Raw genomic sequence first — 18,798 nt, 5'->3', positions numbered from 1 at the left:
GACTCTAGCCTTCGGGTTAGGGTCTTTTTTTCTAACCCACATCTAATTGCACCACATATTGTTTATGAAGAAGAGTTGCCCTCTCGACTGCTTCTTCTTAAAGGAGGAATACAGTTGGAATACCATGAAGTGATGACGCTGTTAGGATATACACGCCATGAATGGATGAATCGGCTCCAACTCCTACATAGCTATTCCAAATTAGGCAAGGATGAAAAGGTACAGGAAAAAATCGAGGAATCGATTCGTTTGGCGGATGAGGAACGTAAGCTCTCCAATTTGAATATCCCGGAGACTTTCGTTTGGATCCTTTCTTTCAATTGGACCTACACCCAGTTCCGGATTAAATTCCAAGTAGATGAGTCCATACCGAAGATTTGGGAATATGACAGGAAGATCCGAGAAAACTTAGAAGCAGTTGTGGATGCACTAAGCTACAGCGCGCAGAAGATGGAATTGTATGAAGGGTTGCTCCATGTCAAGACAAGGGAAGGCGAGCCAGTCATCGAGCTGACGTTTTCGGGGGCGTTCACAGGCTGGGATAATCTGCAGATGATCGGCCAGAAGGACTATGTACTGGAAGTGAAGATCGAATCATTACCAGAGAAGAAATCACGCTGTACCATCGTACTGACGTGTAATTGATGAGGTGAAACTATGTTTGTAGATCAGGTCAAGGTATTTGTGAAAGCAGGCGACGGAGGCAATGGCCTAGTCGCTTATCGTAGAGAGAAGTATGTTCCGCTCGGAGGTCCTGCAGGCGGCGACGGAGGTAATGGCGGGGATGTCATTTTCAAAGTCGACGAAGGTTTGAACACGTTGATGGATTTCCGCTATCAGCGTCACTTCAAAGCAAAACGCGGTGAAAATGGAATGAGTAAAGGGCAGCATGGGAAAAATGCAGAGCCGCTCATTTTGCCTGTGCCGCCGGGTACGCTGGTTCGCGATGAAGATAGCGGGGAATTGATAGCGGATTTGACGAAACACGGACAGGAAGCGGTCATTGCAAAAGGGGGCCGCGGAGGCCGCGGGAATTCACGCTTTGCCACACCGCGCAACCCTGCGCCCGACTTTGCGGAGAATGGCGAACCCGGCGTGGAGCGTAATTTGCAGATCGAGCTGAAATTGATTGCCGATGTCGGACTAGTCGGCTTCCCTAGTGTGGGGAAATCCACATTCATATCCGTTGTAAGTGCCGCCAAGCCAAAGATAGCGGATTATCACTTCACGACGCTTGCACCGAATCTGGGTGTGGTGGAGACGAAAGATCAGCGCAGCTTCGTATTGGCTGACTTACCAGGATTGATCGAGGGAGCGCATGAAGGAATCGGGCTTGGTCACCAGTTCCTGCGTCATGTCGAGCGGACTCGTGTCATTGTTCATGTGATTGATATGGCATCGACAGAAGGCCGGGATCCGTACGATGATTACGTGACGATCAATAAAGAGCTCCAGGAATATAATGAAGATCTGCCAGCGCGTCCGCAGATCATCATCGCCAACAAAATGGATATTCCGGAAGCGGAAGAGAATTTGGCTGTGTTCAAAGAGAAAATACCGGAGGGAATCGATGTATTTCCGATATCCGCCATCACCCGAGATGGACTTCAGGACGTATTATATGCCATTGCGGACAAGCTGGATGAGATACCAAAAATCGAAAAACCGGTAGAAGAACAAACAGAGCGTGTCGTCTATCGTTTCGAAGAATCAGAGAAGCCATTCGAAATCACGCGTGATCCAGATGGTGCATTCGTATTGTACGGAGAACCAATCGAGAAGCTATTCAAGATGACGGACTTCAACCGCGATGAGGCTGCCAGACGTTTTGCCAGACAGCTGCGCGGTATGGGCGTGGATGAAGCGCTGCGCAAGCGGGGAGCGAAAGATGGCGATACCATTCGCCTGCTGGAATACGAATTTGAATTTGTAGATTGATTTTGTATGAGCCAAGGTGGGGAGAGTATGGCAGAGAAGGAAGAGCAATTTTATCTTGTGCGCAGTGATGTACTGCCGGAATCGATGAAAAAGACATTGCAGGCAAAGGAGTTGCTGGAGCGCAAAAAGGTTGCTTCAGTTTTCGATGCTGTGCAGCAGGTCGATCTTTCCCGCAGTGTGTTCTATAAATATCGGGATGCGGTGTTCCCATTCCGGGCTATGGTGAAGCAGCGGATGATCACGCTCTTTTTCCATTTGGAGGACCGGACAGGGACGCTTTCAGAGCTATTGGCCATCGTGGCACGGTCAGGCGGCAATATCCTGACGATTCACCAGACGATTCCCTTGCAAGGAAGAGCCAATGTGACCATATCATTGAATACGTCGGGCATGCATACGGATATCCAGTCATTGCTGGATGAGCTTCGTGCATTGGAATACGTAGATAAAGTGGAGATTTTGAGTTCGGAAGCTTAGGCAAGGGAGCAGAGGAATATGAAGATCAGTTATCTAGGACCAAAGGGAACATTCACGAAAATGGCAGTCGATGCCTTGTTCCCTGATGAAGAAGCTTATAGCTATGCGACGATCCCGCAATGTATGGATGCTGTCGCAAATGGGGAAATGGATTATTGTGTCGTCCCAGTCGAAAATACGATCGAGGGTACAGTGCCGATTACAATGGATTATCTGATCCATCAAGTGCAATTGCCGATTATTGGGGAGATTGTCATCCCGATACGGCAGCATTTATTGACGAACAAGAAGCTGGAGCTTCGTGACATAGAAACAGTGTATTCTCATAGTCATGCGATTGCACAATGCCATCAGTTCCTGCATACACAGCTTCCACAAGCAGCAACCCATGCAACTTCTTCCACAGGGACCGCAGCTGAGATGGTTGCCGGTATGGAAGAGCCTGCAGCTGCCATCGGTAATGAACTGGCTGCCAAAGAATTCGGTCTGACGATTCTGCAAGAAGACATCCATGATTATGCAAATAATCATACACGCTTCTTCGTTTTGGCGAGGCCAGAAGCCAACATCCCAGAGACAATCAGTACTGGGAATCAAAGAAAAACATCTTTGTATGTAACGCTTCCTCACGACTACGCAGGAGCCCTGCATCAAGTATTGGCAGCTTTTGCGTGGCGGAAGATCAATATGTCGAAAATTGAATCCAGACCAATGAAAACCGGTCTTGGTAATTATTTCTTCATAATGGATGTGACTTGTGAAGCAGAAGATATTCTTTTCCAAGGCGTCCAGCAGGAAATTGCAGCATTAGGCTGCAGTCTTACGGTACTTGGAAGCTACCCGATTCATCAGTATAAGGAAAAAGCCGGCGCGAAATCATGACGTGCCGGCTTTTTCTATTTCAACCTTTTTGAATTTGATGCATAAGATGATGGAGTAATGCGTGAGTTCATGAAAGGGGAGTTTCAGATTTGAAGATTCATATTGTACAAAAAGGTGACACGATGTGGAGTATCGCAAACAAATATGGTGTCAGCTTTGATGAATTGCGGGAAATGAACGGGCATATTCGTGAACCGGAATTGGCAGTTCCGGGTATGAAGCTGAAGATACCGACAACAACCAAAGCAGTAGAAAAAGAAGAAGTTATCCGCTCGGAAGCTGGAACGGGAGCCTCTGGAAACACAGGGCAGCAATCACCAGCTCAAACGTTCCATGATACACCGGCAATCCAGGAGGATGATATGTCTGCTGCCCCATATCCCATCATGCCTCAAATGCCGCAGATGTCCGCGCCGGATCAAGGTGGCGGTGCATATCCGGGTATGCCGCAGCAGCAAGGTTATATGGGAGGATTGCCGCAGTCGATGACACATCAGCCAAGTACGGGTTGGGGACAGGGTCAGCAAATGCACGGCCAGCCTTCCTATCCGCAGTCAATGAATGGAAGCTGGCTGATACCGCAGTCGCCAGATGGAAGCATGCAGAATCAAGGTGGTGGAAGTATGCAGGGTGACTGGGGCCAGCAAGGAGGTCAGCCAGGCCAGCAGATGCAAGGAGGCTGGGGCCAGCCAGGGGGCCAGCCAGGCCAGCAGATGCAAGGATACTGGGGCCAGCAAGGAGGTCAGCCAGGCCAGCAGATGCAAGGAGGCTGGGGCCAGCAAGGAGGCCAATCAGGTCAGCAGATGCAAGGAGGCTGGGGCCAGCAAGGAGGCCAGCCAGGTCAGCAGATGCAGGGTGACTGGAGCCAGCAAGGAGGTCAGCCAGGCCAGCAGATACAAGGATACTGGGACCAGCAAGGTCAACAGATGCAGGGCCGCCATTACCAAGCTCCTGCGGTAAATCAACCAATCCCTTACTTCTATCCGCAAACACCGATGCGCTCCTGCTGCGGTCCGGATATACCTTTTCCTGCAGCGCCGCCGTATCAGCAAGCTCAGCCTGAATACAGAAGAGATCCTTACGGCGTACAGCCACCTCTTTCCGATTTCTATGAACCTTCCCCTGCCCAGGATTTGCCAGGGGATGAACAGGATAATAAATGAAATGAAAAAAGCCCCTTCTTCCGTTGAAGGGGCTTTCATTTATAATATACCATGTTCCTCGAAAATCCGATGCATATCCTGGCGATACTTATCTTCCATAGCAAGTACTTCTGCTTTGGATAATCCGGCGTTCTGTATGTGATTTCTAAGTATCAGGGTCGCTTTTTCCTCGGAGAAAACGCTCGCCATATTTGCTTCGCTTTTCGCTTCCACGTAGCGGAGGTACTTTTGCTGCGCATCGTTCCTCACTATAACCATCCCGCCTTTGTCTATGACTTTCTAATTCTCTACCACATATAATCGAAAAGAAAACCTAAAAAGTGACGGTTAAATGAATTTTTTTTGAAAAAAATCGGATAAAGAACTGTTAATGGGAAAAAATGAAGAAAAAGAATCGGAATAGGGGTGGAAGGTCATGAGACGTTTTTCAGTCTTTTGCATGCTTTTCCTTTTAATCGTTCCAATCATGGCAGGGCAAGCAGCGGAACCGGTGGAAGTGAAGGTCGTATTGCAGCGTCAATATATTGATGGCAAGCAGACAGAGGTGACCCATCGGGAGAAAATATATGCGATGGAGGATTTTTGGTCAACCTACCATGACTGGCAGCTCGTTTCGCAGAAAGAGGGGGAAGTCGTTTTTAAACAAGAGGTGATGGATATCTCACCGGCATTGAAGAAGAACGGTTATTTCGGCATTTATAAAGGAAAGCTTACGATATTCGAAGGCCGGCCCATCGATCAGCAGGCCATCCAGTCCTTTTATCAGATAAATAAGGGCAAATTGGAAAGCCATCAAGCCAAACAGCTGGAGGATGGCATCCGGATTCAATCAAAAGAAGTCTATGAAGATGTCCTGGAGGCATTTCGTTCCAAAAATGATATCGAAGCACTGCCAAGCTAAAAGGATCTTTCCTGGGAAGGGAAGGTCCTTTTCCTGTTTTTCGCCTATAATCTTATACGAACATACGCTTGTGTGGTAAACTAGAAAGAAGTTATTGATTCAGGTAGGAGAGAAACAGCATGATAGCGTATGTCAAAGGCAAGATTACTGGAATTACAGATGAAGCGGTGCTTGTGGAAGCACATGGGGTAGGTTATGAGATCATATGCCCGAATCCCTTTCAATTCCAGATGGAAGAAGGAAAGGAAGCGCTCGTCCATACATACCATTATGTACGGGAGGATGCCCAGACTTTATTCGGGTTTAAAAATACAGAGGATAAGTTTTTATTTCAAAAGCTGCTTGGAGTTTCGGGGATAGGACCCAAAAACGCCTTGCAGATCCTTGCTGGTGTCAATGTCGAGGAATTCGTGGCTGCCATCGAAAGGGAAGATGATAAATTCCTGACAAGCTTTCAGGGTGTGGGTAAGAAGACGGCGCGACAGATGATACTCGATCTGAAGGGCAAGCTTGTCTATATGGTTTCGCTCACAGCCATCGAGGCATCGGCAGGAAGCCAGAGCAATACTGCAAAGAAACGCATTGCTCTGGAGGATGCAGAAGATGCGATGCGGGCGCTCGGTTACCAGGAGCGCGAGATCAAAGCTGTTTTGCCGCAACTTAAAAAGGAAGACAGCGACAGTGCTGATCATCTGATCAAGAAAGGTTTGGCTTTGTTAAGTCAAAAGAAATAAAGGAGTGCGAAGATGGAAGATCGCATGATTACGAACGAATTGAAGCAGGAAGACGAAGTGATCGAGCTCAGTTTGCGCCCGAGCACATTGAAACAATACATCGGTCAGCATAAGGCAAAGGAGAACCTGGCGATCTTCATCGAGGCAGCGAAGATGCGGGATGAGCCGCTTGACCATGTATTGCTTTACGGACCTCCTGGTTTAGGGAAGACGACGATGGCCTCGATCATCGCCAATGAAATGGGGGTGCAGTTCCGGGCAACGAGCGGGCCGGCAATCGAAAAAGCAGGGGACCTGGCAGCGATACTGAGTTCGCTGGAGGCAGGAGATGTGCTGTTCATCGATGAGATTCACCGTCTGCCCCGTGCAGTCGAAGAAATACTATATCCAGCCATGGAAGATTTCTGTCTGGATATTGTCATCGGGACCGGTCCCAGCGCCCGCAGTGTCCGTCTTGATTTGCCGCCATTTACATTGGTGGGCGCCACAACACGTGCTGGCTTATTATCCGCTCCCTTAAGGGACAGATTTGGCGTGTTGAGCCGCCTGGAATTTTATAACACGGAGGATCTGGCAAGCATCGTTGAGCGGACAGCACTTATTTTCGATGTCGAAATAGAGCCGTCGGCTGCCATCGAGGTCGCATTGCGATCAAGGGGGACACCGCGGATTGCCAACCGCCTTCTGAAACGGGTCCGTGATATTTCACAGGTCAAAGGAGAAGACTGCATCACACAGGACACGACCCATGCAGCGCTCAACCAGCTGCAGGTAGATGAAAAGGGCCTTGATCATATCGATCATAAGCTGTTGACGACCATCATGGATCAGTTCCGCGGCGGGCCGGTCGGGCTCGATACCATCAGTGCGACGATCGGGGAAGAGTCCCAGACGATAGAAGATGTGTATGAGCCATATTTGCTGCAGATCGGTTTCATCCAGCGGACGCCGCGCGGCCGGGTTGTCACTCCGCTTGCTTATGCCCATTTCAACCGGGAGGTGCCAGGTACTTGACCGGCATTGGAAAAATCTTTATCCTTATAGGCGTTGTATGTATAGTGATCGGCATCATCATGTCGTTCATTGGCAGACTGCCGGGAGATATCGTTTTTAAGAAAGGGAACACGACAGTATATTTTCCGATCGTAACATCGATTGTCGTCAGTATCGTACTGTCGCTTATCATGTTCCTATTCAACAAATTTCGCTGAAACAGACTAGGAGTTAACAGGTATGGATATAAAGGATTATGATTTTCATTTACCAGAAGAACTGATCGCCCAGACGCCGCTTCAGGACAGGACAGCATCGAGGCTGCTTGTATTGAATAGGGAAGCGCGTACGATGGAGCATCGCCATTTTGCCGATATCGGTGACTATTTGAAGCCAGGGGACTGCCTTGTCCTGAATGATACACGTGTCCTGCCTGCGCGGCTGTATGGCATCAAGAAAGACACGCAGGCGAAAGTGGAGATCCTCTTGCTCAAGCAAATGGAAGGGGATAGCTGGGAAGTTTTGGTCAAACCGGCCAAGAAGGTCAAAGTCGGCACGGAGCTATCCTTCGGCGATGGCAAGCTGACAGCGGTATGCAAGGAACTGCTGGAGCATGGCGGACGAATCATCGAATTCAAATATGATGGTATTTTCTATGAGGTATTGGAGGAGCTTGGTGAAATGCCGCTGCCTCCATATATCAAAGAGCAGCTTCCTGACCAAGAGCGCTACCAGACTGTGTATGCCAAGGAAAAAGGCTCTGCAGCCGCGCCGACAGCCGGTCTGCATTTCACTAAGGAATTGCTTGCGGATCTTCAGGAAAAAGGCGTTGAAATTGCATTCATCACCCTTCATGTTGGGTTGGGAACCTTCCGTCCCGTCAGTGTGGAATCCATCGAAGAACATGAAATGCATGCCGAGTTTTATCAAATGTCCCAGGAAACGGCAGATCAGCTGACTCGAATCCGTGAAAACGGAGGTCGGATCATTTCCGTCGGGACTACATCCACACGTACATTGGAAACAATCGCACGGGACCATGACGGAAAATTCGTCGCCGCAAGCGGATGGACGGATATCTTCATCTATCCTGGATTTACGTATCGAGCCATCGATGGCTTGATAACCAATTTCCATTTGCCAAAATCAACTTTGATCATGCTGGTCAGCGCATTTGCAGGACGGGATTTCATCCTGGATGCATACCGGACAGCAGTAGAGGAGCGTTATCGTTTCTTCAGCTTCGGTGATGCGATGCTGATTGTATAGATCGAGAATAGAAAGGGAACTACTATAATATGGCAATTCGTTATGAATTCATCAAACAAGATAAGCAAACAGGCGCAAGGCTCGGTATCGTACATACGCCCCACGGGAGCTTCGAAACGCCTACTTTCATGCCGGTAGGGACACTGGCAACGGTAAAGACGATGAGTCCGGAGGAATTAACCGAACTTAACGCGAATATCATTCTATCAAACACCTATCATTTATGGCTCCGTCCGGGACATGAGATTATCCGCGAAGCAGGCGGCCTGCATAAATTCATGAACTGGGATGGTGCCATCCTGACCGATTCAGGCGGCTTCCAGGTATTCAGTCTGAGCGATCTTCGTGATATCCGGGAAGAAGGCGTTCATTTCCGTAATCATATCAGCGGGGAAAAGCTTTTCCTTTCTCCGGAGAAAGCGATGGAAATCCAAAATGCCCTCGGCAGCGATATCATGATGGCCTTCGATGAATGTCCGCCGTACCCAGCGACATACGATTATATGAAGGCATCTGTAGAGCGGACAAGCCGTTGGGCGGAGCGCTGCTTGGCTGCGCATGCCCGTCCGGATGTACAAGGTCTCTTCGGGATAGTGCAAGGTGGGGAGTATGAAGATCTGCGGAAGCAGAGCGCTCAGGATCTTGTAAGCATGGACTTCCCTGGCTATGCAGTCGGAGGTCTGTCTGTCGGCGAACCGAAGGACGTCATGAACCGTGTATTGGAATTCACCACGCCATGGCTGCCGCAGGATAAGCCGCGATACTTGATGGGTGTAGGATCGCCGGATTCCTTGATTGATGGTGCGATCCGCGGTATCGATATGTTCGATTGTGTGCTTCCGACCCGGATCGCCCGCAATGGGACCTGCATGACATCCAATGGCCGTCTTGTTGTACGCAATGCGCAATATGCTCGTGATTTTGGTCCGATTGATGAGAATTGTGACTGTAAGGTATGCAAGAATTATTCACGCGCTTACATTCGTCATCTTATCAAATGTAACGAAACTTTCGGATTTAGACTTACTACTTACCATAACTTGCATTTTCTGATAGAATTGATGAGAAAAGTACGAGAGGCGATCAAAGAGGATCGGCTTGGCGATTTTCGAGACGAATTCTTCGAGAGTTATGGTTTCAACAAGCCGAATGCGAAGAATTTCTAGAAAGGGGGAGCAGTGAATGAATATTCAAAGTATAATACTTATCGTATTAATGTTTGTTATTTTCTACTTCCTGTTGATTCGTCCGCAGCAGAAGCGTCAGAAGCAGGTTAGAGAAATGCAGGCTAATTTGAAAAAGGGAGACAGCATCGTTACCATCGGTGGTTTACATGGGAAGGTGCATGCGATAGACGAGGCGTCTGTAGTCCTTACTACGGATGATGGCAGTAAGTTGACATTCGACCGCAATGCAATCCGTGACGTCAAACCTTCAGAAGCGTAAAGATAAAGACAGGAGATCCTTCTCCTGTCTTTTTATGTGCTCGTTTTAATGTTGACACCGATCATGCCGCCGACCAGGGCTGCTGCCAGGAACCCGCCATGCGTGAGCAGCTGTGTTCCTGAAAAGCCTACTTGATATCCAAGGTATTGATAGAGAAGGATGAATAGGGAAAAGCCTATCGCGGTCATGCCGCCAAGCAGCCAGCCTTTATCCTCACCCTTCACCCCGGCAATCAGCCCTCCGATGAATAGACTGAGGATGCCTGCGCCAAGTGTCGTCCAGTCCAGCATTCCTTCGCCAAGCTCCGTGAAACGCAATAGTAATGCCAATGTAAAGCTGATGAATAATAGAAGCGCGAAAACGGTGATCCAGCCATACAATATCGCTTGTACGTTTTTCTTCACAAAAATCCCCCCAGTATGTCTATATGGCTACTTTATGCATGTCCTTTCTGATTCAGAACGTATAGAACCTGTCTCCTGACACAAAATAATAAAATAAAAAGGAGGCGGGTGTTTTGTTCGATGCATTGGATTGGTCGCTTGTTGGAAGGACGATTCTTTCGTATATTGTCATCGTCATCATTTTCCGTCTCATGGGGAAACGGGAAATTGGTGAATTGAGCATCATAGATTTGGTCGTTTATTTGATGTTAGCCGAAATTGCAGTATTATCGATTGAGGATCCCAGCAGCGATTTGCTGCATTTTATCATTCCGATGGTAATACTTTTGATCATCCAGAGAAGTACTGCATTTTTATCCCTTAAATTTCCAAAGATGCGTGATTTCATGGAAGGAAAACCATCGATCATCATCAACAGAGGGCGGATAGACGAGCATGAGATGCGCAGACAGCGTTACAGCTTCTCCGACTTGCAGCAGCAGCTGCGCGAAAACGGAACAAAAAGCATACAGGATGTGGATTTTGCCATCCTGGAGACCTCGGGTGAGCTATCAGTGTTCGAGAAACGGGATACTGCTGAAGGCAGCAGCGGTTTTGTATCACCGCTAATCATCGATGGCAAGATCCAGCACGATGTATTGGATGAGCTTGGTAAGTCGGAATCTTGGCTCCGCGGTGAGATGAAACGGCACGGCCATCCTGATCTTGCTTCCATTTCATTTTGTACACTCGATCAGGATCATAGCTGGTTTATTGACCGCAAGGATGACCGCTGATCATTTTTTCCTTTTTGATAAAAATTGCTCTGCTTCTGCTCTCGTAATGAAACCGAGACTTAGCATGAACAAGAGGTAGAGAAAGAGAAGGATGAGCAGTACTAGCAGAAATGCCGGCAGCTCATAGAGTGAGCTTGAGAAAATACCCTTCAGCAGTTGTGCAGTAAAAGTTGTCAATCCCAACAAACCGAGCATTTGAGCAATTTCCTTCAGTGTCAGCCGAAAGCCGGCGACACGGGCCAATGAGATTAAATGCAGTAAAGTGATCAGAACCACTGTGACGATCATGCTGATAGCGACACCGATGATTCCGAATTTAGCATTGGAGGCCAAAGAGACAAGCAGGATGATTTTGACTCCTGCACCGATGATTGTATTCCACATTGCGGCTTTTGCTGCATCCAAAGCCTGCAATGCGGTGCTTAACGGCATCTGGATATACATCATGATATAAAAAGGTGCCATCAGCAGAATGAATCGCTCTGCGCTTTCGCTGCCGTACATATAATGCAGGATTGGCCCGGAAAATACTGTAAGAACTACCGTTGCAATCGCACCTGAAGCGAAGCTGAGCCGGATCGCTTGGTGAATCCGATAATGGACGAATTGGTGTCGGTTCTGTTCGTTTGCTTCACTGATGGATGGCAGCAGGGCAGTGGCCAACGAGTTGGTGATGAATGTCGGCAGAGCCAAAAGTGGCAGGGCATAGCCTGTCAGTTCCCCATACTGCCTGGTTGCCAGTGCCGTTCCAACTCCTGCCAGCGCCAGGCTCTGAGCTGTGAGTATCGGCTCCAGGAAATGTGTGCCGCTGGCAATGAGCCTGCTGCCTGTTGCAGGCAATGCTATTGAAAACAGGCGCTCCAAGGTCTGCTTGCCGCCTTTTAAGGCAGTGACGAATTGAGAGCGTATTTTCACGCTCTTCTTTCGCTTGAATTGGCGGAGCATATACAGCAAGGAAACGAACTCCCCGATAATGACGGATATCATCGCGCCTAGGGCAGCAAATTCAACTCCGTAGGGCAGGAAGAATTTAACGAGATAAACCGTACAGCTGATCCGGACAATCTGTTCGATCACCTGTGAGAAGCTCTGCGGCTTCATGTTCTGTTTGCCTTGAAAATAACCTCGCAGCACAGCGGCAACCGCCAATATCGGGATGATGGGCCCGATGGCCAGCATCGGGTAAATGACTCGCGCATCCTTCAGCAGCTTGTCCGCAAGAAATGGGGCTGCAAAATAAAGAAGGCCGACAAATACAATGCTGATGCTGAGAGTGACAGTCAGGGAAACAACAACGATTTTCTTGATTTGTTCGTTATCTCCTCGGACATCTGCCTCTGCCACTCTTTTCGAGATAGCGGTGGGCAGACCGAATTGGGTGATGGCAATGGCCAGGAATAATGTCGGCATCGCCATCATGTATAAGCCGATCCCCTCTTCTCCCATGACACGTGCAACGACAATCCGGTTCACGAATCCAAGGAAGCGAGTGATCAAGCTGGCAGCAATCAGGATGAGTGCCCCTTGTAGAAAAGTCTGCTTCGTCACATCGACAACCTGCCTTCTCAAATAATTGTTTTTCGGATACAATTAAATGTATGCATGAGATATGGCCAAGCATGACTAGCCTGTACAGAACTGAGGCAAGTTGGTTGAGGAGGTAGAAATGTGTACGAATCAAAGACAGTGAACGAATGGAAGTCGGAAGTGATGCCTGCCGTGATCAGCAAGAAGGAAGAATTCCATCTGCTGGGCTATGATAAAGCATCCGCTGCGGATATTTGGAGCTGTATGGAAAAAAAGGTGTGGAAGAAAGAGATAGACAAGCCGAAGCGATTATATGAAGTGGTAGCTGATATCATGCAGCTTAGTGTATCGGTGTATATGGGATATCTGACCATGTCCGTCTACGAGGAAGATGAGGATCTGATGGCGTCGATAGCGGCCATCAATGGTCAATCCTGATATAGGAAAAGTTGACAGTGCTGGCTTGTCTTTTCTATACTATGTGAGTATTTGACGGATGGGTACAGCATGTACATACAAGTAATTTTGCAGATGTTCATCTGCAGTATTTTAGGTTTCGTTTTGACGGAACATGGGAGGCAGTTGCATCATGGTGAAAAGAGGCAGAATCGTTGCCTTCTTTTTGATCGTCCTATTGCTTTTGGGAGGAATGGGCACGACGATTAAAGGAATAGCAAAGGATTTAAATTTAGGACTGGATTTGCAAGGCGGGTTCGAGGTCCTTTACGAAGTAAGCCCGCTGGAAGAAGGGGATAAGATAGATTCAGCGACCTTGAATGCCACGGCACAGGCATTGAACGAACGAGTCGATACCCTTGGCGTCAGTGAGACCAGCATCGACATTGAACAGCCGAATCGGATCCGCGTGCAGCTTGCCGGGGTGAAAGATCAGGACCAGGCTCGTGAAATGCTGTCGACGACTGCCAATCTATCATTCCGTGACACAGAAGATAAAGAATATCTGAATGGTACGGATATCGAGGCAGGCAGCGCCAAGCAGGCATTCGACCCGCAAACGAATCAGCCGCTGGTGACAGTGGAGATGAAGGATGCTTCCAAATTCGGTGAAGTGACAAGTGAACTTTCACAGCGTTCATTCCCGGATAACAGGCTGGTCATCTGGCTTGATTATGAGGATGGGGACTCGTATGAAGAGGAAGCGAAAAAGCCTGAGGACGAACAGAAATTCATATCCGCTCCGGCAGTATCCCAAGCCATCAATAGCAAATCGGTGCAAATTGAAGGTGATTTCACAGTCGAAAGTGCGCAGGAGCTTGCCGATCTATTGAACGCCGGTTCCCTTCCGGTGAAGATGGATGAAGTGTATTCCAACTCTGTCGGGGCTCAATTCGGTCAGGATGCACTGGATCAGACAATGCTTGCAGGGTACATCGCATTTGCCCTTATCCTGCTGTTCATGATCGTTTATTACAGACTGCCTGGTTTGATTGCGTCGATCACATTGGCACTATTCGCTTATTTGAACATTGTTGTCTTCTACCTGCTCCACGTAGTGCTGACATTGCCTGGGATAGCAGCCTTGATTCTCGGTATCGGGATGGCAGTGGATGCGAACATCATCACATATGAACGTATCAAGGATGAGCTGAAGGCAGGCAAATCTTTGAAGGCGGCTTATAAAGCTGGTAATAAAAATTCTTTGGCCACAATTACCGATGCCAACATCACAACGATGATTGCCGGTATCGTGCTATTCATCTTCGGTACCAGCTCCATCAAAGGATTTGCGACGACACTTATCATCAGTATCCTGCTCAGCTTCATCACCGCCGTCGTTGGTTCACGTGCGTTGCTGAGCCTTATGGTGAAAAGCCGCGCCTTTGATAAGAGACCAGGCTGGTTTGGAGTATCCAAGAAAAACATCCGTAAGCTGAGTGACAAAGAAGAACGAGATGTCACTTTTTATGGGATGAAGCTGAACCTTGTGAAGCATCGCAAAGCTTATTTCGCTTTCTCGATTGCACTCACCATTGCCGGCATCATCTGTCTGAGCATCTTCAAGCTTAATCTTGGCATCGACTTTACCAGCGGCTCACGTGTCGAATTTGATTCAGATCAAGCTGTCACGACCGAGCAGGTGGAGCAGCAGATCGAGGATATCGGCTTGACTGCCAAAGAAACGCAGCTATCGGCAGATGGCAAGCATGCCTCTGTCCGGCTGGAGGAAACATTGACCAAGGATCAGGAAACCGATGTTAAGGGTGAAATTCAAGAAGCTTATGGAGATGCTCCCAGCATAAGCACAGTATCTCCGGTCATCGGTAAGGAACTGGCGAAGAATGCCTTGTATGCAGTCATTTTCGCTTCGATCGGTATCGTCCTCTATGCGACTATCCGCTTCGAGTTCAAATTTGCCGTGGCGGCAATCATTTCCTTGCTGCATGACGCCTTCTTCATCCTGGCGATTTTCAGTATCACCAGATTGGAATTCGATGTCACTATCATTGCGGCCATCTTGACCATCATCGGTTATTCGATAAATGACACGATTGTGACGTTTGACCGGATCAAAGAGAATATCCGGATCAAACGGAAAGTCAAGACGTTTGATGAGCTTGCGAAAATCGTCAACGATAGCTTGCTGCAAACACTCGTACGCAGTGTGAACACAGTAGTGACGGTGATCGTAGCGGCAATCATCCTCTGGATATTTGGTGCTGCTTCGATCACGAACTTCTCGATCGCCCTTGTCATCGGTTTGGCGGCAGGAACATATTCTTCCCTCTTCATCGCTGCACAGCTGTGGCTCGTCTGGCGAGGAAGGAATATCGACCAAAAGCCGATCGTCCACGAGGAGAAGAAGAAAGTCGAAGGACCACAGGTTTGATGACATGACCCCCGTATGAAAAACGGGGGTTAATTTTTGGATAATGGGGAATGTATAAGTAGCCGCATTGGAAAGGAGTCAGTAAATGAAAGCACAATGGTATATCATTCTAGCAGTCATTTTTGCAGTACTTATTGCAATATTCGCAGTTATCAACGTAGATAGTGTGCAGGTGGACTATTTATTCGGTACAGGTTCAGCTCCGCTGATCCTGATCATTCTGTTCTCCGTTTTGATGGGCGTCCTGATTACAGCATCTGTAGGAGGGTTGCGTGTGTTCAAGCTGACAAGGGAAGTACGCGCTTTACGCAAGGAGAATGATAAAAAGGCTGCAGAAATCACGGAACTGCAGGAAAAACGTGCAGAACAGGGGCATGAGAAGCCGGAACGGACAACGACGAATATTTCCGATCCGACAACGAATACGTACCCTACTTCCGAAAGAATGAGAGATGAATACAGGCAATAATCGATTGCCCCCTTGACCAGGCTCTAGTATAATGGCTTGGTTAGGGGGTCTTTTTTTATGTTGAAAAGCAGAATGAGATGGAAGGATAATAGCAGCAGCCCTTCAGCTCACGCGCCGGCGGGCTTCGGTGTTTCCCCGCTTGTGGAGCAGCTGCTCATACAGCGCGGAATAACAACGGCAGAGGCTGCAAGACGGTTCCTTCATCCGTCTCTGGAGGACCTACATAGCCCGGAACGGTTACATGATATAGATGCTGCAGCTGAACGGATACATGCAGCTGTGGAGCAGAACGAAAAGATCCTGGTATTCGGAGATTATGATGCGGACGGAGTTTCTTCCACGGTTGTCCTGCTGGAAGCATTGCGGGAACTGGGAGCCGACTGTGATTACTATATACCGAATCGGTTCACCGAAGGGTATGGGCCGAATGAAGCTGCATTTCGAGCTGCCAAGGACAATGGATACCATTTGATCGTGACTGTCGATACTGGTATCGCTGCACACCACGAAGCAGAGGTGGCAAAGCAGATCGGAATCGATCTTATCATCACCGATCACCATGAAGTGCAGGAAACAGTCCCGGATTGCTTGGCGGTTGTCCATCCCAAATGCTCTCCGGACTATCCTTTCCATGAACTGGCTGGGGTAGGCGTCGCTTTCAAACTGGCCCATCATTTGCTTGGTTATTTCCCGAAGCAGCTGCTTGATCTCGTCGTCATCGGTACGATTGCTGATTTGGTTCCGCTGGTTGATGAAAACAGGGTCCTGGCTGCAGAGGGTTTGAAGGCGATCACATCGTCCGCGCGGCCGGGCATACGAGCGTTGAAGGACAGCTGCGGGCTGGACGGAGTAGTGACCGAGGAAGACATAGGCTTCAAAATAGGGCCTCGGATCAATGCTGTCGGCCGATTGCAAGATGCTGACCTTGCCGTCGAGCTGCTTCTGGCCGCTTCGTACGAAGAAGCTATGGAGATGGCGGAAGAGATTCAGTCACTGAACACGGAACGGCAGAATATCGTTGCCAAAATTGCAAAAGAAGCGGAAGCGATGGTCATGGAACAGCCGGAAGAAGAAAGCAGCCATGTCATCGTGGTGGCGAAGGAAGGCTGGAATGAAGGTGTCCTGGGAATTGTGGCCTCTAAACTGGTGAGGACATTTGACCGGCCGGCAATCGTGCTGGCCATCCACCCGGAAAAAGGCACCGCAAAAGGCTCGGCCCGGAGCATTGACGCCTTTGATCTATTCCACCATTGTATGCAGGTACGCGATCATTTCTTGGCCTTTGGCGGACATGCACAGGCAGCCGGCATGACATTGGAGCTGGAACAGGTGGACACGCTCCGGCGGGCATTGAATCGAATGGCGGCAGAAAGCCTTACGGAGGAAGATTTCAAACAAACGCTGGCCATCGACTTGTCGCTGCGTGTCGGTGATGTATCGATCGACTTGATACGCGACATCGCCCAGCTATCACCATTTGGAATGCAAAATCCGAAGCCGCTCGTCAAACTTACCGCCCCGATGCGGGAAGTGAAGCTCATCGGAGCGAATAAAAATCATCTGAAATTCGTTTTTGCCGAGGACGCTGTGCAGTTGGACGGTGTATGCTTCGGGCAGGGGGATCTTTATCCGTTCCTGACACCGATGGATGAAATGGAAGCTGTCGGGGAGCTATCGATCAATGAATGGAATGGCAGACAAAAGCCTCAGATACTGATTGAAGATGTGGCGATCCGCGGATGGCAGCTGCTTGATCACAGAGGAAGCAAGCAGCTGCAGAAAGGGATCCGCATCAAGGAAGAAGAAGAGGAAGAGGCGGCTGTTGTACGTTTCCGGCCGGATACGGAGCTCGGCTGGCTGTCCGACCGGATTCGTATCCTAGATTATGAAACAGAAGGGCTGACAAATGCAGCTGGCAATATAAAGGCAGTCATATTGGCGGATCTTCCCAGGCGCTTGGAGGATATATCTTTTGTCCTCAGGAATCTGCAGCCGGATTTGATTTATGCCTGTTATGATGTGAAGGAGAATGCCTATCTGCAAGGATTTCCGGATCGTGAGCAATTCAAGCTGTTCTACGCGATTCTGTTGAAGCAAAAGACGATTGGCTGCCAGCAGCTCGAGGAATATTTGAAAAACAGCCGGGGCTGGAGTCCGGAAAGGACGAAGTTCATTTCCAGCGTGTTTTTTGAGCTCGAATTTGTTAAAATAGATAAGGATCAAATTTCAATCAACCCAAATCCTTCCAAACGCGATTTGGCTGACTCCAAAGTCTACCAGGGATTGCGGGAAGCGATGGAAGTGGAGAAGATCTTATATTATTCCAGTTATAAGGAATTGAAAGCATGGCTGGAACGCGTACTGGAACGCGGGGAAGTTATCGAGGAGGAAGCAGTAAATGGATTATAAACAATATATAACAGTCGTTGAGGACTGGCCGAAACCAGGGATCAAATTCAAGGATATCACTACCTTGATGGATAATGGCCCGGCTTATAAATCAGCGGTGAATGAAATCGTGGAATTCGCTAAAGATAAGAATGTGGACCTGATTGTTGGTCCGGAAGCCCGCGGTTTCATCGTCGGCTGCCCGGTATCATATGCGCTGGACATCGGTTTTGCCCCTGTCCGCAAAGAAGGGAAGCTTCCTCGTGAAGTAATCAAGGTGGCTTACGGACTTGAATACGGCGAGAATGTGCTGACGATCCATAAAGATGCAATCAAACCGGGACAGCGTGTCCTTATCACGGATGACCTGCTCGCAACAGGCGGTACGATCGAAGCGACAATCAAGCTTGTTGAACAGCTGGGCGGTATCGTGGTCGGTTGCGCGTTCTTTGTTGAACTTGCATATCTTGACGGCAGAGAAAAGCTGGATGGCTATGAAGTGCTGACACTTACAAGCTACGAATAATATCGGACGGAAATCAGAGTGCCTCAATTGAGGCACTCTTTGTTTCATTTTAATTAC

At 48.6% G+C, this 18,798-nt stretch carries 21 protein-coding genes; 18 read left to right on the top strand and 3 right to left on the bottom strand.

Annotated elements, in window-relative coordinates; all coding sequences use genetic code 11:
• Nucleotides 1–114 precede the first annotated feature (114 nt).
• The 5 genes from CHH53_RS07640 (at nucleotide 115) to safA (ending at nucleotide 4,460) form a co-directional block, all read left to right on the top strand.
• A complete protein-coding gene (locus tag CHH53_RS07640) occupies nucleotides 115–645 on the top strand; it encodes a Spo0B domain-containing protein (protein ID WP_095215529.1) in 531 nt (176 codons plus the stop codon).
• A gap of 12 nt (nucleotides 646–657) precedes the next feature.
• On the top strand, nucleotides 658–1,938 hold the full coding sequence (gene obgE / locus CHH53_RS07635; RefSeq protein WP_095215528.1) for a GTPase ObgE: 1,281 nt from the start codon (nucleotides 658–660) through the stop codon (nucleotides 1,936–1,938).
• 27 nt (nucleotides 1,939–1,965) lie between these two features.
• A complete protein-coding gene (locus CHH53_RS07630) occupies nucleotides 1,966–2,415 on the top strand; it encodes an ACT domain-containing protein (protein ID WP_095215527.1) in 450 nt (149 codons plus the stop codon).
• Nucleotides 2,416–2,433: 18 nt separating this feature from the next.
• Nucleotides 2,434–3,297: a prephenate dehydratase gene (gene pheA, locus CHH53_RS07625; protein ID WP_095215526.1), complete on the top strand. Its 864-nt coding sequence runs from the start codon at nucleotides 2,434–2,436 to the stop codon at nucleotides 3,295–3,297.
• Nucleotides 3,298–3,386: 89 nt separating this feature from the next.
• Nucleotides 3,387–4,460 carry a SafA/ExsA family spore coat assembly protein gene (safA, locus tag CHH53_RS17830; RefSeq protein WP_198946031.1) on the top strand — a complete coding sequence of 358 codons (1,074 nt, stop codon included), beginning with the start codon at nucleotides 3,387–3,389 and terminating at the stop codon, nucleotides 4,458–4,460.
• Between the two features lie 39 nt (nucleotides 4,461–4,499).
• On the opposite strand, the gene CHH53_RS07615 is transcribed toward safA, so the two are convergent.
• Nucleotides 4,500–4,709 carry a hypothetical protein gene (locus tag CHH53_RS07615; protein WP_095215525.1) on the bottom strand — a complete coding sequence of 70 codons (210 nt, stop codon included), beginning with the start codon at nucleotides 4,707–4,709 and terminating at the stop codon, nucleotides 4,500–4,502.
• A gap of 166 nt (nucleotides 4,710–4,875) precedes the next feature.
• Here CHH53_RS07615 and CHH53_RS07610 point away from each other — a divergent pair, with 166 nt between their 5' ends.
• The 7 genes from CHH53_RS07610 to yajC all read left to right on the top strand — a co-directional run bounded on the left by CHH53_RS07610 (nucleotide 4,876) and on the right by yajC (nucleotide 9,803).
• On the top strand, nucleotides 4,876–5,361 hold the full coding sequence (locus CHH53_RS07610) for a BofC C-terminal domain-containing protein (protein WP_095215524.1): 486 nt from the start codon (nucleotides 4,876–4,878) through the stop codon (nucleotides 5,359–5,361).
• Nucleotides 5,362–5,480: 119 nt separating this feature from the next.
• Nucleotides 5,481–6,095 (top strand): Holliday junction branch migration protein RuvA, encoded by a 615-nt coding sequence (ruvA, locus tag CHH53_RS07605; RefSeq protein ID WP_095215523.1) that lies wholly within the window; start codon nucleotides 5,481–5,483, stop codon nucleotides 6,093–6,095.
• Nucleotides 6,096–6,107: 12 nt separating this feature from the next.
• Nucleotides 6,108–7,109, top strand: a complete 1,002-nt coding sequence (ruvB, locus tag CHH53_RS07600) for a Holliday junction branch migration DNA helicase RuvB (RefSeq protein WP_095215522.1) — start codon at nucleotides 6,108–6,110, stop codon at nucleotides 7,107–7,109.
• Nucleotides 7,106–7,306, top strand: coding sequence for a DUF2905 domain-containing protein (locus tag CHH53_RS07595; RefSeq protein ID WP_095215521.1), 201 nt, complete (start codon nucleotides 7,106–7,108; stop codon nucleotides 7,304–7,306). The genes ruvB and CHH53_RS07595 overlap by 4 nt, the downstream gene beginning before the upstream one ends.
• Nucleotides 7,307–7,328: 22 nt before the next feature.
• Nucleotides 7,329–8,357, top strand: coding sequence for a tRNA preQ1(34) S-adenosylmethionine ribosyltransferase-isomerase QueA (gene queA / locus CHH53_RS07590; protein ID WP_095215520.1), 1,029 nt, complete (start codon nucleotides 7,329–7,331; stop codon nucleotides 8,355–8,357).
• 29 nt (nucleotides 8,358–8,386) lie between these two features.
• Entirely contained in the window at nucleotides 8,387–9,523 is a 1,137-nt protein-coding gene (tgt, locus tag CHH53_RS07585) for a tRNA guanosine(34) transglycosylase Tgt (protein ID WP_095215519.1), read from the top strand.
• A gap of 16 nt (nucleotides 9,524–9,539) precedes the next feature.
• Nucleotides 9,540–9,803, top strand: a complete 264-nt coding sequence (gene yajC, locus CHH53_RS07580) for a preprotein translocase subunit YajC (RefSeq protein ID WP_095215518.1) — start codon at nucleotides 9,540–9,542, stop codon at nucleotides 9,801–9,803.
• Nucleotides 9,804–9,835: 32 nt separating this feature from the next.
• On the opposite strand, the gene CHH53_RS07575 is transcribed toward yajC, so the two are convergent.
• Nucleotides 9,836–10,207, bottom strand: coding sequence for a TIGR04086 family membrane protein (locus CHH53_RS07575; RefSeq protein ID WP_095215517.1), 372 nt, complete (start codon nucleotides 10,205–10,207; stop codon nucleotides 9,836–9,838).
• Between the two features lie 113 nt (nucleotides 10,208–10,320).
• On the opposite strand from CHH53_RS07575, the gene CHH53_RS07570 reads away from it, so the two are divergent.
• Complete coding sequence (locus tag CHH53_RS07570) at nucleotides 10,321–10,983, top strand: DUF421 domain-containing protein (RefSeq protein WP_233134936.1); 663 nt, start codon at nucleotides 10,321–10,323, stop codon at nucleotides 10,981–10,983.
• Here the strand turns inward: CHH53_RS07570 and spoVB are convergent, their stop codons facing one another.
• Nucleotides 10,984–12,531 (bottom strand): stage V sporulation protein B, encoded by a 1,548-nt coding sequence (gene spoVB / locus CHH53_RS07565; RefSeq protein WP_095215516.1) that lies wholly within the window; start codon nucleotides 12,529–12,531, stop codon nucleotides 10,984–10,986.
• Between the two features lie 120 nt (nucleotides 12,532–12,651).
• Here spoVB and CHH53_RS07560 point away from each other — a divergent pair, with 120 nt between their 5' ends.
• From CHH53_RS07560 to CHH53_RS07540, 5 genes are all read left to right on the top strand, one after another.
• Nucleotides 12,652–12,948: a post-transcriptional regulator gene (locus CHH53_RS07560; protein WP_095215515.1), complete on the top strand. Its 297-nt coding sequence runs from the start codon at nucleotides 12,652–12,654 to the stop codon at nucleotides 12,946–12,948.
• Between the two features lie 151 nt (nucleotides 12,949–13,099).
• A complete protein-coding gene (gene secDF, locus CHH53_RS07555) occupies nucleotides 13,100–15,358 on the top strand; it encodes a protein translocase subunit SecDF (RefSeq protein ID WP_095215514.1) in 2,259 nt (752 codons plus the stop codon).
• A gap of 85 nt (nucleotides 15,359–15,443) precedes the next feature.
• Nucleotides 15,444–15,827 carry a LapA family protein gene (locus CHH53_RS07550; protein WP_095215513.1) on the top strand — a complete coding sequence of 128 codons (384 nt, stop codon included), beginning with the start codon at nucleotides 15,444–15,446 and terminating at the stop codon, nucleotides 15,825–15,827.
• Nucleotides 15,828–15,884: 57 nt separating this feature from the next.
• Nucleotides 15,885–18,236, top strand: coding sequence for a single-stranded-DNA-specific exonuclease RecJ (gene recJ, locus CHH53_RS07545; RefSeq protein WP_095215512.1), 2,352 nt, complete (start codon nucleotides 15,885–15,887; stop codon nucleotides 18,234–18,236).
• The gene (locus tag CHH53_RS07540; protein ID WP_095215511.1) at nucleotides 18,226–18,741 is read left to right on the top strand and encodes an adenine phosphoribosyltransferase; all 516 of its coding nucleotides are present in this window, start codon (nucleotides 18,226–18,228) and stop codon (nucleotides 18,739–18,741) included. The genes recJ and CHH53_RS07540 overlap by 11 nt, the downstream gene beginning before the upstream one ends.
• Nucleotides 18,742–18,798 lie beyond the last annotated feature (57 nt).

The sequence above is a fragment of the Terribacillus sp. 7520-G genome (assembly GCF_002271665.1).
In the GTDB taxonomy this organism is placed as follows: domain Bacteria; phylum Bacillota; class Bacilli; order Bacillales; family Amphibacillaceae; genus Terribacillus.
Note: the sequence above shows the minus strand (reverse complement) of the source record. Positions and strands in the feature narration are given on the sequence as shown.

Coding starts and splice junctions, on each gene's coding strand:
- CHH53_RS07550 (WP_095215513.1), top strand. CDS start 15,444: ATGAAAGCACAATGGTATATCATTCTAGCAGTCATTTTTGCAGTACTT.
- recJ (WP_095215512.1), top strand. CDS start 15,885: ATGTTGAAAAGCAGAATGAGATGGAAGGATAATAGCAGCAGCCCTTCA.
- queA (WP_095215520.1), top strand. CDS start 7,329: ATGGATATAAAGGATTATGATTTTCATTTACCAGAAGAACTGATCGCC.
- CHH53_RS07610 (WP_095215524.1), top strand. CDS start 4,876: ATGAGACGTTTTTCAGTCTTTTGCATGCTTTTCCTTTTAATCGTTCCA.
- CHH53_RS07630 (WP_095215527.1), top strand. CDS start 1,966: ATGGCAGAGAAGGAAGAGCAATTTTATCTTGTGCGCAGTGATGTACTG.
- ruvA (WP_095215523.1), top strand. CDS start 5,481: ATGATAGCGTATGTCAAAGGCAAGATTACTGGAATTACAGATGAAGCG.
- obgE (WP_095215528.1), top strand. CDS start 658: ATGTTTGTAGATCAGGTCAAGGTATTTGTGAAAGCAGGCGACGGAGGC.
- tgt (WP_095215519.1), top strand. CDS start 8,387: ATGGCAATTCGTTATGAATTCATCAAACAAGATAAGCAAACAGGCGCA.
- CHH53_RS07540 (WP_095215511.1), top strand. CDS start 18,226: ATGGATTATAAACAATATATAACAGTCGTTGAGGACTGGCCGAAACCA.
- ruvB (WP_095215522.1), top strand. CDS start 6,108: ATGGAAGATCGCATGATTACGAACGAATTGAAGCAGGAAGACGAAGTG.
- pheA (WP_095215526.1), top strand. CDS start 2,434: ATGAAGATCAGTTATCTAGGACCAAAGGGAACATTCACGAAAATGGCA.
- yajC (WP_095215518.1), top strand. CDS start 9,540: ATGAATATTCAAAGTATAATACTTATCGTATTAATGTTTGTTATTTTC.
- secDF (WP_095215514.1), top strand. CDS start 13,100: ATGGTGAAAAGAGGCAGAATCGTTGCCTTCTTTTTGATCGTCCTATTG.